Below are 15,573 nucleotides of genomic sequence, written 5' to 3'. Positions count from 1 at the left end.
AATATATGGTATCTGAGTAACGCTCACATCTGTTCGCTCGACGTGTTATAGGAAAATAATTTGCTTATTTTTTGAGTCTGAAAATACGTGCGATTCCGTTATGAATCCATTTCGATTCTTTCGTCATCAATGGGCCTAAAATCGCCAAGATCAAAACATAGATAGCAGCAAAAGGTTGTAAGATAGCAGCAAGTCCACCTGCTGCGCCTAGATTGGCTACAATAATTGAAAACTCACCACGTGACATAATCGTTAGTCCTACATTTGATGAAGATTTAGGTGATAAATTAGCCGTTTTTCCTGCTAACATCCCTGCTGAGTAGTTACCAATCATCGTCAAGATCACAGCACCTATCGCCAACCATACTGCATTTCCACCTAAGGACAATGGATCAATCGTCAGTCCAAAGCTAAAGAAGAACAGTGCGCCAAAGAAATCGCGGAAAGGTAAAATAATTTTTTCGATCCGATGCATATGCGAAGTTTCAGCAAGAACAAGACCTACTAATAAAGCGCCGATTGCTTCTGCGACATGAATCGTTTCGGAAAATCCAGCAATTAAAAATAAAGCAGCAAATACAGTACACATAAAAATTTCATTCGAAGGAATATTGAGTACTTTATTTAATAGCGGTACAGCTTTTCGTCCAACAACCAGGATCAATAACATATATCCAAGTGCCAGAGCAGCAGAAAGGAGAATACCACCAATTGAAGTTGCTCCACTTAACAATAGACCGGAGAGCACCGACAGATATACAGCTAAAAATACATCTTCAAACATAATAATCCCGAGGATCATTTCTGTTTCTGGATTAGCAGTACGCTTCAGATCAACTAACACTTTAGCTACAATGGCGCTGGAAGAGATTGTTGTAATCCCTGCAATCACCAATGTTTCTTTGATGCCAAATCCGGTAGCAAAACCGAACAGCAATCCCAGTGTAAAATTAATTCCAATATAGATCGTTCCGCCAATCGCTATCGATTTACCGGCTTTGACCAACCGACCTACCGAGAATTCGAGTCCCAGATAGAACAGTAAGAAAATGACGCCGATCTTTCCCATAAATTCAATCAATTCAGCACTTTGAATAAATCGAAAATCCAAAATGCCGAATACTGGTGCATGAGGTCCTACAGCCATTCCCGCTAAAATATAAAACGGAACTACCGAGAACTTCAGTTTGGATGCTAGTAATCCTGCTAGAGCGACTAACAGAACAGCAATCCCAATCTCAAAAACAATATAGTCCATATTATCCAGACCCCCTCTCAAGCAATTGCTTAAGAATCTGAATACCGCTACGCTCACCAGCAACAACAAGAGTATATCCTTCTTGTAGTACATATTCGGGTCCTGGACTAATCTTCTGCTTACGACTTGATTCGATACTCGCTATGATCACAGTACCTGTACTTTCACGAACAGCCAGATCGCCTATCGTTTTACCCAAGCAATCCATATTTCTTTTCAATTTGTACCATTCGATACTTAATTGAGACAATGATAATTCTGCTTGTTCTAGTCCACTAGGTCGATAGCTCATCCCACCAATAATGCTTGCAATCTGGCGAGCTTCTACATCTCCAAGTGTAACCACCAACTCATAGTCTTCCGGGCTGTCCGGTGGATTGTGAAAAATCTCGCGCTTCCCATCTTCATGCACAATGATCGATATTTTCTCACTCTCATCAGTTTCTACTGAAAATTTCCTGCCAATACCGGGTAAGTCCGTCTCACGAATGTTAGCCATACTTCCCCCTCCTTTATCTGTAAAATAGCATGACTAATCTATACAGAAATAACTGTACATACCGTATGCTTCTACAATGTTATACGTGCTTCTATCCCTTAGGTTTCATAAAAATCTCATTTTAGTCCAATTTAGCTCAAAAAACGCCAAAAAACCCGATTTACCAATAATAGTTATTGGCAATCGGGCGTTATTACAACACTTTTTATATATGCAACTTTTTATTTCCCGGGAAATGCTCCGTTTTAGAACGGATATTGTGTCAATGTGAACACATCAACGTCCGGTAATTTAGCACGACCATTCAAGTCTTGTAACTCGATCATAAATGCTGTACCTACTACATTACCGCCCAATTGACGAATCAAGTGGATCGATGTAGCAATAGTACCACCTGTTGCTAGCAGATCATCAGCAATCAGAACATTTTGTCCTTCGGTGATTGCATCTGCATGCATAGCTAGGCTATCTTGACCATACTCAAGAGCATAATCTGCTTGAATCGTTTTGTAAGGAAGTTTACCTGCTTTACGAATAGGTACAAAAGCAACACCTAGTGCATAAGCAAGTGGAGCACCTACAACAAAACCACGTGCTTCTGGCCCAGCAATCACATCAATTTGCAAATGCTCTACCATTTTTTTTAGTTCATTGATAGACTGTTGATAAACAGGTCCATTTTGCATCAAAGTGGTGATATCTTTAAAACTGATTCCTTCTTGCGGGAAATCAGGAATCACACGAATATAATCTTTAAAATCCAAAAAAATCTCCTCCTCAAAATAAAAACCTCTGCAACCTTATACTTCTTTTTATGACGCGCCTTGCATGCGGGAAATCATCCATGATGTTAACTGCGGCAGATCACTTTCACATAACATATATTCCATTTCAGCCAGCTCGCTAAGTTCCTGATACCGCTTCGAACTATCCAGAGGACGTTTGGAAGGAGAAGTATTGACTGTAACCTTCCCTTGTTCCCGAATAATAAATTCCAGTTCCTCGAATACTTCCAGCATAAGCTGTACCATTCTTATCGAACTGGATGTTTTCTGACTCAGGTAAGGAATAAGCTCATCTTCACGAACAAATTGCTGATTGCTTTTGACAAGCCATCCATAGATCAATTTAAATTGATCTCGATCAGGTATTTGCAGAAGTTCCTGCTGTTGCCGCTTATCATGGAGAAGAATGATATTTTCAAGAGAAGTGAACTGGGCAAAAATCATATCCAACTGCCCTGTATGCGCTGGTAAAGACAATACACATAATGTGCGTACAGCCTCTGCACCATATTGCATAGAAATAGTATTACTAGCGACAATGCCAGCCTTTCTATCATAACCCCAAAGGGATACATCACACAATTGGCTTTTTGATAAATGTTCATCTTCTTCACTTAAGATCGCCCATTGTCCTTGTTCAGTTGCCATATAACGTCCAAATTGTTGCCGAACCTGAGTTAATTCGCTATCGATCGCTTGGCAATCCCGTCGATCCCAGATCTGTAGACCCGGAACAGCAATGTCTTGCACCATCAATTGGGGCTTACGATTACCGCGCCATTCATTAATACTCGTTTCGGCAAGTAGATCAATATGATCTCCTTCTTTTAGTAGACTCGCAAGTTCTCCTTTCCCAAAAGCCACACCTTCGATCATCGTATCTCCTTGCTCGACTACCAAGCGAAGATGAGTACCTGTTTTACCGATCGTTTTGGCTTGAATGACTGTAACTCCACGTAACACAATCCGAGGTAATGGATTAGACATTCCAAAGGGAGCCAATTGATCTAATTCCTCAATCGCCGATAAAGACAATTCTTTTAATTCACATTCACAATCAGCCTGCGTTTGTGGAACCAAATCAGTTTCAGTCAAAATCGTTGCTGCTCGCTCATTCAAAGCTTGGCGAAAAGCAGCCAATTGATCTCGATGTAGGCTCATTCCTGCCGCTGCTGGATGTCCTCCAAAATGATCCATTAAGTCTGAACAGTTCAATAATGCTTGATAAATATCATACCCATCAATAGAACGAGCAGATCCTTTGCACATCCCTGTGACGGGATCGATTCCAAGAACAATAGTCGGACGGTAATAACGATCTAATAATTTAGAAGCCACAATACCGACTACACCCGGATTCCAACCTTCTCCAGCTACGACAATCACATCTGGAATAGCTTTGGTCTGTCCTTCATACCCTTGTTCAACCATTAGATGAGCTTCTTGAGTAATCGTGTTGACTAGCTCCTGACGAGATTTATTCAATTGATCCAATTCATGAGAAATATAATTTGCTTGTTCTGTATCTGTAGCTGTTAACAACTCAACTGCTCGCATTGCATGTTCCATTCGTCCACTCGCATTAATACGAGGAGCCATGGCAAAAGCGATATGAGTAGCCGATACTTGCTCATGTTCAATCCCTGCTACATCCATTAAAGCTTTGATGCCGACAAAAGAACTGTTTTTCATTTTTTCTACACCTGCACGTACCATCATACGGTTCTCGCCTTCAAGTGGCATCAGATCAGCTACCGTACCGATAGCGACGATTTCTAACCATTGTTCAGGCATAGAACCTATTAGCGCATGCGCAAGCTTAAAAGCAACTCCAACTCCTGCTAACCCTTTGAACGGATAAGGACAGTAAGGTAACTTGGGATTCACCAGAGCATAGGCTTGTGGCAATACAGCAGGCGGTTCATGATGATCGGTTACAATCACATCTATGCCATATTGTGAAGCATGTGCTATTTGTTCTACTGCACTAATACCCGTATCTACTGTAATAATCAATGTCACACCTTGAGCATGAGCTTGATCAATTGCATGTTGATGTAGCCCGTATCCTTCTTTGGAACGATGAGGAATATACGTATCGAAATCAGCCTTCAAATGACGTAACAAATAGATCATTAACGTTGTACTGGATACACCATCTGCATCGTAATCTCCATAGATCCATATTTTCTCATGTTGATCCAGAGCTTGACGAATACGTGCTACAGCTTCTGTCATACCTGCGAGCAAGTACGGGTCATGAATATCTTCCCGACTTCCATGAAGAAAATCTAGAGCTTGTTGTTCCTCTGTATAGCCTCTACTCGCCAAAAGGGTAGACATCAATGAAGATATGCCTAACTGATTAGCAAGAGACTGTGAAATCGTCTGATCAGGACGACGAATATTCCAATGATATTGTGAATGAATCATAGGGTTCCTCCTTATTGAAGCATACCATTTCCAGATGTATCTCTACTTTGTGTCAGTTCATAATTTGATTTGTAAGGATATCCCCCGTTATAAGGAACCACCTGTACTTGTACACTACTGACATGTGCAAACCGACTCAGTAATAAATTTTTGGCATACTCTGAAATTTCTGCCGCTTCTCGAACAGTAATTTGTGGATTTACACTGATTTTGAGATCGATTTTGACACTATCTCCTACTTCTTGTGCTTTCAATTCTTCAACTGTAATAACACCCTGTACACGTTGTACCGTATCCATAAAATCGACAGCATCCTGTTGATCTAATTCTTGTACAAGTGATCCATAAATAGAGTGCTTGGCAATACGATATCCTTGTCGCCATACAATTCCAGCCACCAGAATCGCAGAAATCGGTTCGATATAATACAGTTGATCAATATTCAGTTCCAAAGCAGCAATCGTACTTAACATCCCTGCAAGTACCAGAATTGAAGAGTATAACGAGTAACGATGATTATCAACATCATCAGCTAACCGAGCATTTTTTTGTTTTTTCGCATAACGATAGCGATAACGGAATACGGCTTCATTGATAGCAATAGATAGAAATACAGGAATAATCGCATATGGCTTCGGATCAGGAGTCGCTGAAGACATCAGATCACGCACAGCTGAAATACCAATTTCTAATCCACCTAACAATAACAGCACAGTAATCATTAAATTTGCAAAAGGAGCCCCTGTTTTAGCAGGTGGAGCAGTGGTACCTGTACGCCCATTTTGACGTGTATGACTTTTTGCGGTTGTACCATTATTCGATAAACGATCGACAAGACTACTTGCCGCTGTAGAAGCTGTATATAATGCATCTCCCATTAATGCTTTATTGTTTGCAATATAGCCGGTAACCCCTTTGACAATAGCTAAGCCAAGTCCGGTAATAACCGATGTCCAAAACACCTTTTCCCCTTGATGGATATCTTGGTTCTTCACGAGTTTCCCTCCTAAAACAACATAAAGCCGCGTCTGTAACAGGACGCGGCTTCAACATGTTGGACTTGCAATGTTACGCCGTCGTTTTAGACGGTGTTTTCGCTTTTGGTTTTTGTCTGTTTTTAAGCAACAACCACAATGGGCTTGCAATAAATACAGAAGAGTAAGCACCAAAGACAAGACCAAGAATCATTGCTAATGAGAACATACGAATCGATTCACTACCGAATATGAACAAACATACGCAGGCGATAAATACAGTTAATACTGTATTTAGTGAACGAGTCATCGTCTGAGAAATACTGTTGTTAACGATGGTTTTAATATCTCCACTTTTCTTCTGTTTAGAGAAACGTAGATTTTCCCTGATACGGTCAAAGATAACGACGGTATCATTCAGCGAGTAACCAATAATCGTTAAGATCGCTGTAATAAAGGTAAGATCCACCTCTAGGCGGAAGATAGAGAAGATCGCAATAACGATAAACGCATCATGGAGCATGGCTACAACTGCTGCAACCGCAAAGCGCCATTCAAAACGAATCGTAATGTAGATAATAATACCCAAACTTGCTGCTAATACTGCCCACAAAGCGTTACGTTCTAATTCTTTTGCAATCGCTGGATCAACGGTGTTGACTTCAAAAGAAGCTCCACTATCCAACTGTTTGTTAAATGCTTGTTTGAATTGATTTTCCTGCGTATCGGTTAGTACTTTTTCAAAACGAACATTCATCCGTCCGTCACCGATCGTAATACTAGGATCATCACTCAGTTTTAATGCTTCAACCACAGGTTGAGCTTGCGCTTCTGTAATAGGTTTGGTCAATGTCACATCCACATTAGAACCTGAACGGAAATCAACACCATAATTCAATTTGAAGATTGCTAGACTCAAAATACCAAGTACGATCAAAATGATCGAGAACGTATAGAAGTATTTACTTATTTTGATAAAATCATAATTCCACTTAAAGCGCACTGCGTTCACTCTCCTTTACACCGAACGACTTCGCTTTGGTAATAATCTTTCCTTTAAGAAGCAAAGATAGCAAGAAGCGAGAGAAGAACACATTCGTCAAAATACTCACTACAATATTAAGAATCAATACTAATGCAAAACCTTTTACTGCGCCTGTACCCAATGCGAACATTACAGCACCGGCAATAATAGTGGTTATATTTGCATCCATAATCGTTCCGAATGAATTGCGTCCACCTGCTTTAAATGCAGACAATAAGCTCTTACCGCTACGAAGTTCATCTTTGATCCGTTCGTAGGTAATAATATTCGCATCGACACCCATACCAACCCCGAGAATAAAGGCTGCAATACCTGGCAAGGTTAATGTAAAGTCGCCTGCAATAAAGATCATAACCAATAACCAGGTATGAACAATAATACAGAATCCTGCAATAAGACCAGGAACACGATAAATAAGAGCCATAAATAACAGGATCAAGATCGAACCAATCACACCTGCTAGTAATGTATCTTTCAATGATTGTTGACCCAATGTTGCGCCAACACTTTGAGAATACACTTCTGTCAATTTAAGTGGCAATGCACCCAAGTTGATTTGGTCTTTCAGTTGTTGTGCTTCTTCTTGCGTATACGTACCTGTAATAACCGCTGTTCCATCTGAAAGCTCACCTTGTACTGTAGGAGCAGACAGCAATTGATCATTTAGGAAAATAGCTAAGTTTTTACCTGTCAAACGTTTGGTGATCTCAGCAAATTTACTTGCATCTTTCAACTTAATAGCAATTTGTGGCTCATTCAGTTGAGTATATGAAATCGATGCTCCATTTTCTGTGAAATCATTACCTGTCAATTCTACTTTACAATATACTTTAAGCGGATCTTGTGCTGCTGGATCCTGCTCTGCTGCGCCATTGTATGTATCTCCAGGGGCAGTTGTAGCTTCTCCGGTTGTAGGATCAACATTAATTTCTTGTGTTGCTCCTGCCGATTGAGCCGATACTTCATTGCTGTCTTTGGAAGTAGACTTGCTAGTAGCATCTGATTTTTTAGATTCAGTTGCTGTTTTACTTGTAGCTTCGTCTTTTTTGGCAGAAGAATCTGTTGTACAGCCATCTGCACTACGGAAAGTCAATTCCGCTGGTTCTTTCATCGTTTGGCGAACCGTTGCTTCGTCAGTAACTCCAGCAATTTTCAGACGAATACGATCTGTACCCTCTGTTGTAATTTCTGGTTCACTGGTTCCCAAAGCATTCGCACGTTGTTCCAAACTTTTTGCTGTTTGCAATAGTGATTCCCTGGTGACTTGTTCCCCCTGCGTGGTTGGCGTAGCCTGATACAAAATCTCAAAACCGCCTTTAAGGTCAAGTCCTAGACGAACATCCTTAAATAACGGTGTCGTTGCGCCAATAACTCCAGCAACGACGAGCATAACGACTACGAAGCTGATGATTCTTTTCATCCCGTATGTGGTTCCCCTTTCATTCTCAATATTCCTATTATAGCGATGGCACAAATTACAGTCAATTTACCACTGGTCTGCAAAATAAACAAGCTGATGTCGATAAAGTACCGACTCCAGCTTATCATTGGTTCATGCTGTTATTCAACAGTTTATGATTGATCCAACGGTGCCTGGTTCCAAGTATCTGGTGCGCTTTTATAAGATGACATAGTTACATAATTCATAAACTGATTTACCCTCATTGACAAAATATCACTAACCAACTCATGAAGTTTGGGCATTCCCTGCTGATCATATTTATGACCAAGACAATCCCATATCTCATCTGAAGTTACATTTTCATAGCCTAGCAGTCGAAATTCTTCTGCTTTGCTTTCGCATAATGTCTCAATCACTTCAGTAAGCTCGGCATTGGTTAATTCTTCCATCGCCATTGGAGCACCTTTCCTTCCTGCACTTGATAACCCTGTCTATTTTTTTATTTGTCCATGCTCAACATTAACTAATTCTTCATCCAACTGGAATCTCCTGCTAAATTCACAAGATAATAAAATAAAGATAAAGTGAGGCAATGATCAAAGAAATCAATGTTAAAGGTAATCCTACTTTCAAAAATTCCATATAACTAAAATGATGTTTCTCACGATGAGCCATAGCAGCGACTAACATATTGGAAGAAGCACCAATTAACGTACCATTTCCACCAATGCAAGCACCTAATGACAAAGCCCACCAGAGCGGATTCAGCACAGCAGGAGTGTTGGCATTCATCTGCACGCCTGCTTCTTGAATTAAAGGAATCATTGTCGCTACCCACGGAATATTATCAATGGCTGCAGATACAACACCTGTAATCCATAATATAATTATCGCCGCAAATCCAAGATTGCCATTGGTTAATTCGATAAGATGCATCGCTCCTAAGCTTATCCAGCCCGTATCTACCAGACCACCAACCAATATAAAGAGTCCGATAAAAAATAAAACGGTTCCCCATTCGATCTCACGCCATATCTCCCCTGTACGCCATTGTGAAGGAGAACTGACTAACAACATCAATACCGCTCCACTCAGAGCAATCACAGGAGCTTCGAGACCTATCCATTTTTGGCATATAAAAGCCAACAACGTCAAGATAAAGATGATAAATATAATCATAGAACGACGTGGGCTCTGAATATAAGAACGTGCTTCTTCCTCCAAATGTTGCAATGAAGTGGTAGGTCCCTTTTGCCGAAAAGACTTGCGATAAAATAGCAACAACAGACCAATATTTACGACTAATAAGATAAGTACGATAGGACCCATGACTTTTAAGAATAAATCGAACGTCAATTGAGGGTTGGCTGACCCAATCCAAATATTGACCGGATGTCCAATCATCGTAGCTGCACCACCCAAGTTACTCACCACAATTTCAGCAATTAAAAAAGGAACAGGATTGAGCTCTAATTTGCGAGTCATCACAATCGTTACAGGCACGATCAATAGCACCATCGTGACACTATCCAATAATGCCGACCCTATTGCTGTAAATGCTGTTAGTAAGAGCATCACTCGTATAGGGCCGCCTTTTGTCCATTTAAGACTATAAATGGCTGCATAAGGTATTAAGCCACTCCGATTCATGACGGCAGCTATTAACATCATACCTATCCACAAAAAGACTGTATTCCACTCTATATGCATTCTATACGCATCTTGCCAATCAACAATACAAATGACTAGAAAAATAAGAGCTCCTGCTAACGCAACAAGTGCTTTGCTTATTCGATCTGTCATCCATACTGCATATATGATCAAAAAGATCACAATCGCTGCCACAGGCTGCCATGAACTCATCAACGCTGTCGGTTGCATATTGTACCTCCTTATTCATCCTTTATATCTATCATACTGATAACAAGAGGTCATCTTCAAGCAAAAAACGGACCTGTTAACCAGGCCCGCTTCGATGTAAGCATCATTATAATGATTAATAAACTTTTATTATTTAGTCAAAACAGGTGCTTTTTCGCCTGTTGCATGACTGATAGAAGCACGATCAAATGTTAATTTCGTTACATCATTTACGCGCAAAACAACCATATCGTCTGTGATTTCAGCAATCGTACCGTGTAATCCACCGATTGTAACAACTTTATCACCTTTAGATAAAGTATTTAACATCATTTTGCGTTGCTTTTGTTTCTTTTGTTGCGGACGAATCAGTAAGAAGTAAAAAATAACGAACATAAATACAAATGGAAGTACTGCTCCCCAGATACCGCCTGTTCCACCTGCAGCTGCTGCTGTTTCAAACATGTTATTTCCCCCTTTTTCTTATCAACCATTAATCAAAAAGCAATATCATATTGTTTTTCGATGGATGTCATGTACATACCGTTTGTTTAGAACCCTTTATCATTATCATGTAGTCCATATTGCGTGAAGAACTCTTCTTTAAAGTCGAGAAGACGATCATCCATAATCGCTTGACGTACATTTTTCATCAGATTCAATAAGAAATGCAGATTGTGATACGTGGTCAATCGTAGACCAAATGTTTCGTCTGCTTTGATGAGATGACGCAGATAGGCACGGGAATAATTCCGACACGTATAACAATCACAGTTCGGATCAAGTGGTCCAAAGTCACGCGCATATTTCGCATTACGTACCACTACACGTCCTTCACTAGTCATGGTTGTACCATTGCGTGCAATCCGTGTTGGCAACACACAATCGAACATATCTACTCCACGAATCGATCCTTCGATCAGAGCATCGGGCGAACCTACACCCATAAGATACCGTGGCTTATTGTGCGGAAGAAACGGTATCGTGAAATCCAAAGCTTGATACATCAAGTCCTTAGGCTCACCTACACTCAGTCCACCAATAGCATACCCCGGGAAATCCATCGAAGTCAAATCAAGTGCACTTTGTTTACGTAGATCTTCATGCATCCCACCTTGAACGATTGCAAACAGCCCTTGATCTTGTGGACGACCATGACTTTCAAGACAACGTTCTGCCCAGCGAGATGTACGTTCAAGTGACTTTTTCACATACTCATATTCAGCAGGATAAGGAGGACATTCATCAAATGCCATCATAATATCCGAACCTAATGAGTTTTGAATATCCATCGCAATTTCAGGAGATAGGAATAACTTATCGCCATTTAGATGCGATTTAAAGTGTACGCCTTCTTCACTAATTTTACGCATATCACTCAGACTAAATACTTGGAACCCACCGCTGTCTGTCAAAATAGGGCGATCCCAGTTCATAAATTTGTGTAATCCACCTGCATCACGAATCAGATCGTGACCTGGACGAAGAAACAAATGATACGTGTTACTCAAAATAATATGCGCATCCATTTGTTTAAGTTCTTCTGGACTCATTGTTTTAACTGTTGCTTGTGTACCTACAGGCATAAAAGCAGGTGTTTCAATAACTCCATGCGGAGTATGAACACGTCCAAGACGTGCTCCTGATTGCTTACAAGTTTTGATATGTTCGTACGTAATAGGTCCAGCCATAGTATTGGTTCTCATCCTTCTGCTTATAAAATAGGATAGTCAGACTTATCAATAAGTTAACTTATCCTGTTAACGTCACTATAGACATAGCTTACAACAACGTTCATCAACAGTTAATTATACGGGAGCACCCCTGTGAAATACAATCATTTTCTAATAAATAAACATCGCATCGCCAAAGCTGAAAAAGCGATACTCTTCGGCTACAGCTTGCTGATAAGCATTCATAATATGATCTCGACCTGCTAATGCACTGACCAACATCACCAATGTAGATTTAGGCAAATGAAAATTAGTCACCATCGCATCAACCAGACCAAATTCATGTCCTGGATAAATAAAAATTTGTGTCCAACCACTAGAAGCTTCGATCAATGAGCCTTTTGCTTCACGAGCTACAGTTTCCAGTGTACGGGCAGAAGTAGTGCCTACAGCAATAATACGACCGCCGCGCGCTTTCGTTTCATTTAATAATTGAGCCGTCTCCGCAGACAGTGAATAAAATTCTTCATGCATCACATGTTCTTCGATAGTTTCAACTGACATCGGACGAAATGTACCTAATCCTACATGCAGAGTCACAAAGCCTACTTGTACACCTTTAGCTGCAATTTGTTCTAATAATTCTGTTGTAAAATGAAGTCCGGCAGTAGGTGCAGCTGCGGAACCTTCGTGTTTGGCATATACCGTCTGATAACGCTCACGATCATCTAACTTTTCTTTAATATAAGGAGGAAGTGGCATTTCACCCAATCGATCTAGAATCTCTTGGAATATCCCTTCATATCGGAAAGACAATACACGCATCCCCATATCCGATTCTTCTTCGATCACGGCTTCAAGCTCACCGCCGAAATCAATAACAGCGCCTTTTTTCAACTTTTTGCCGGGTTTCACTAATGCTTCCCAACGATCACCTTCAAGTTGAGTTAATAACAGTACTTCTGCTTTAGCCCCTGTATCTCGTTTGATACCAAATAGACGAGCAGGAATAACACGCGTATCGTTCAAAATCAGTGTATCGCCTTCATGTAAATAATCTAAAATCTCACCGAAGTGTTGATGTCTTACTTCGCCTGTTTGTTTGTTTAATGTGAGTAATCGTGAAGCGGTTCGATCTTGTAATGGAACTTGAGCTATTAAATGCTCTGGTAATTCAAAATCATATACATCTACTTTCATGGTTCTACTTACCCCTTCGTAATTTGCACATTGTTATAATAATGTTGCAAGATTTGTTTATAATTGGAGCCTTTATCTGCCATTCCTTTAGCGCCCCATTGAGACATACCTAATCCATGACCATTTCCGTTACCTGTAAATAAAAATCCACCAGCTTCAGTCACTCTAGCTACACCATCACCATTTAAAATAACAGTTGAACTTGAACCTGTTCCTTGTCCGGACGATCCCAAAAGAACAGTTCCAGCAGCTGGCATTTCATTTTGATCATTATTCGAACCGATTACTACATAATTGGCAGTATTGACCACATCGAATAATGTACTTGGTAGACTATTAAGTGCAGAACGGAATACATCTGGATATTTAACTTTCACAACAGCACCATTGACTTTAATTTCAGTAACACGACCTGAAGGTCCACGTTGAGATACCTGAATAGAAGTAATCGTTGATGGTAAGCTTGATGTCGTTTTACCTTTTAAAGTAGCTAGAAGTTGCGCAGAGGTAAACGGACCACGTATCCACTCATAACTATTAGACTCAGGTAATAATTCCAACACAGTAGCTTGATCGCCTGGATTCATTTGGCCCACCATCGCTACACTGCTTTGTACAACTGGTAAAGGACGTACATTTGTATTTTTAGCAGTAACCGTCATATAGTCTAATCCAGCCGATGTTTTCTTGCCTGATAATTTTACATTATCTTCACGCACATAACCAGACTTTCCATTATCCAATAATACATGATACCAATTTTTAAGTGCAGCTTGTGAAGCAGCATCTTCTTTGGAGACTACACTGACAAAGACATCTCCACCGCCATTCCATACTTCGGAAGGATCTGCCGAAGCTCCACCACTATTAGCAGAAAAGATGGCTTCAATCACTTTATTATTTTTGGTGACGATCTCACCTGCTGTAGCATCGACAGCCGCAATAATTCGTTTGTCTTCTGCACTTACACCGTTATATGCTTGACTCAGTGTAGTATCGACTACATCTGCTATTTTAAATTTAGAACCTTGTTCTTGAAATCTTGCATAACTGCGTGCAGCTACTGCTTGAGCTTTCAACGCTTCAGCTGGCCATGAAGCAGACACTTCTCCACCTACTACCGAGTACAAATACTCTTCCATCGGCAAAACATTGATCCATGCCAGTTGACCATTATAATTACTCATTTCGAAATCGCCACGATACGTTCGAGCTGACCGTTCGGTGACTTGAGTTCCAGAATCATTACCTTGTAACATCATTTTGGCATCGGTTCCACTCACCATATAATGATCTACAGGTGAAGGACTTGTGATACTTGAAGTCACATTGGTACGCTTAATCATTGCTGCTTGTGTACTGCTTACCGTAGTCAAGGCTACATCAGGTAGCGATGTTGCTGCGAGCGACTTGATACTTGCCAAAGCAGATGCATCTGCTTCCTCACCCACCCATACATTATAAGAAAGAGCTCCACCACTTTTGGTCATAGCGACAAATCCATCTAATCCGGCTGCACCTACAGCAGCAAGTCCAGCATTAGCTTGCGCTTCCGTTGCATAACTTCCAGCAGATAGATGGAAGCCTCCTTTTACAGCAGGAGTCTGACCGTTCAAAATAGATCGTACCGCAGAAGCAGTGCGAGAAGCTCCAGTGGCAGCAGCTGCTTTAGAAGAATACATGCCTGTATACAATTGGTATACTGTACCTCCATTTTTGGAAGCTGAAAATACGATCGGTTTATCACTGGTCGATTGTAACAATTTAATACCTGTAGCCGCTGTAGCAAAATCCGTCGTCTCCAATACTTTAACCCGGTAGCCATCAATTCCGAAGCTTGCTTGATTACCGATAGATACCCATGAATCAACAACACCATTATTGGATTGTCCAATACTTAGACTACCTGCTGATTTCACATTTACAAAAGGAACCGTTGAAGAATATGTACTCCCCACGTCCAAAAATAATCCTACACGCACTTTTTCATTATCAACAGATGATGTTGCTCCATAAGAAGATTGAGGCAGTGTTCCCGCTAACAGTATCACTACAGGCAAAAGCCATAATTTTTTCTTCCACTTTTTTAAGGTTGTATTTACATTTGTACTCATGTTTACTCACTTGTTCCTTTCTTCATCCATACTTGTACAGCTACACTCTTATCCATTATACGCATAAGTGGTCCAAATGACTTGGTTTACACAGAAATTGTCCTAAAACCATTAAGACTTATTACATTAATCTCATTAGCCAAAATATTTTAAAATCTAAAATCACTTTCTTATTAATCATTGATAGAGAGCTATATACTTACAATAATAAAGTTTACAAATATAATAATCTATCACTCATCACTCATCACTCATCACTCATCACTCATCACTCATCACTCATCACTCATCACTCATCACTCATCACTCATCACTCATCACTCATCACAT

The 15,573-nt window shown here is 40.3% G+C and carries 13 protein-coding genes; all 13 read right to left on the bottom strand.

The annotated features are described in order from the left end of the window. Window positions 1–64 precede the first annotated feature (64 nt). Window positions 65–1,258 carry a cation:proton antiporter gene (locus tag PTI45_RS19025; protein WP_069329168.1) on the bottom strand — a complete coding sequence of 398 codons (1,194 nt, stop codon included), beginning with the start codon at window positions 1,256–1,258 and terminating at the stop codon, window positions 65–67. A gap of 1 nt (window position 1,259) precedes the next feature. Next, window positions 1,260–1,757: a cation:proton antiporter regulatory subunit gene (locus PTI45_RS19020; protein ID WP_069329167.1), complete on the bottom strand. Its 498-nt coding sequence runs from the start codon at window positions 1,755–1,757 to the stop codon at window positions 1,260–1,262. Between the two features lie 245 nt (window positions 1,758–2,002). Then, entirely contained in the window at window positions 2,003–2,521 is a 519-nt protein-coding gene (locus tag PTI45_RS19015) for an adenine phosphoribosyltransferase (protein WP_069329166.1), read from the bottom strand. 48 nt (window positions 2,522–2,569) lie between these two features. Continuing rightward, entirely contained in the window at window positions 2,570–4,975 is a 2,406-nt protein-coding gene (recJ, locus tag PTI45_RS19010; RefSeq protein ID WP_069329165.1) for a single-stranded-DNA-specific exonuclease RecJ, read from the bottom strand. Window positions 4,976–4,986: 11 nt separating this feature from the next. Continuing rightward, complete coding sequence (locus PTI45_RS19005) at window positions 4,987–5,970, bottom strand: cation diffusion facilitator family transporter (protein ID WP_069329164.1); 984 nt, start codon at window positions 5,968–5,970, stop codon at window positions 4,987–4,989. Window positions 5,971–6,043: 73 nt separating this feature from the next. Beyond that, window positions 6,044–6,952 carry a protein translocase subunit SecF gene (gene secF / locus PTI45_RS19000; protein ID WP_069329163.1) on the bottom strand — a complete coding sequence of 303 codons (909 nt, stop codon included), beginning with the start codon at window positions 6,950–6,952 and terminating at the stop codon, window positions 6,044–6,046. Continuing rightward, window positions 6,942–8,414: a protein translocase subunit SecD gene (secD, locus tag PTI45_RS18995; RefSeq protein WP_069329162.1), complete on the bottom strand. Its 1,473-nt coding sequence runs from the start codon at window positions 8,412–8,414 to the stop codon at window positions 6,942–6,944. Before secD ends, secF begins: the two co-directional genes overlap by 11 nt. Window positions 8,415–8,566: 152 nt before the next feature. Then, window positions 8,567–8,851, bottom strand: coding sequence for a post-transcriptional regulator (locus PTI45_RS18990; protein WP_069329161.1), 285 nt, complete (start codon window positions 8,849–8,851; stop codon window positions 8,567–8,569). A 103-nt stretch (window positions 8,852–8,954) separates the two neighbouring features. Next, window positions 8,955–10,277: an ArsB/NhaD family transporter gene (locus PTI45_RS18985; RefSeq protein WP_069329160.1), complete on the bottom strand. Its 1,323-nt coding sequence runs from the start codon at window positions 10,275–10,277 to the stop codon at window positions 8,955–8,957. A 129-nt stretch (window positions 10,278–10,406) separates the two neighbouring features. Continuing rightward, on the bottom strand, window positions 10,407–10,721 hold the full coding sequence (gene yajC / locus PTI45_RS18980) for a preprotein translocase subunit YajC (protein ID WP_069329159.1): 315 nt from the start codon (window positions 10,719–10,721) through the stop codon (window positions 10,407–10,409). 86 nt (window positions 10,722–10,807) lie between these two features. Next, a complete protein-coding gene (gene tgt, locus PTI45_RS18975) occupies window positions 10,808–11,947 on the bottom strand; it encodes a tRNA guanosine(34) transglycosylase Tgt (protein WP_069329158.1) in 1,140 nt (379 codons plus the stop codon). A gap of 153 nt (window positions 11,948–12,100) precedes the next feature. Further along, window positions 12,101–13,129 carry a tRNA preQ1(34) S-adenosylmethionine ribosyltransferase-isomerase QueA gene (queA, locus tag PTI45_RS18970; protein WP_069329157.1) on the bottom strand — a complete coding sequence of 343 codons (1,029 nt, stop codon included), beginning with the start codon at window positions 13,127–13,129 and terminating at the stop codon, window positions 12,101–12,103. An 8-nt stretch (window positions 13,130–13,137) separates the two neighbouring features. Then, on the bottom strand, window positions 13,138–15,243 hold the full coding sequence (locus PTI45_RS18965; RefSeq protein WP_069329156.1) for a SpoIID/LytB domain-containing protein: 2,106 nt from the start codon (window positions 15,241–15,243) through the stop codon (window positions 13,138–13,140). Between the last annotated feature and the right edge of the window lie 330 nt (window positions 15,244–15,573).

This window comes from Paenibacillus nuruki (genome assembly GCF_001721045.1).
Lineage (GTDB): Bacteria > Bacillota > Bacilli > Paenibacillales > Paenibacillaceae > Saccharibacillus > Saccharibacillus nuruki.
Note: the sequence above shows the minus strand (reverse complement) of the source record. Positions and strands in the feature narration are given on the sequence as shown.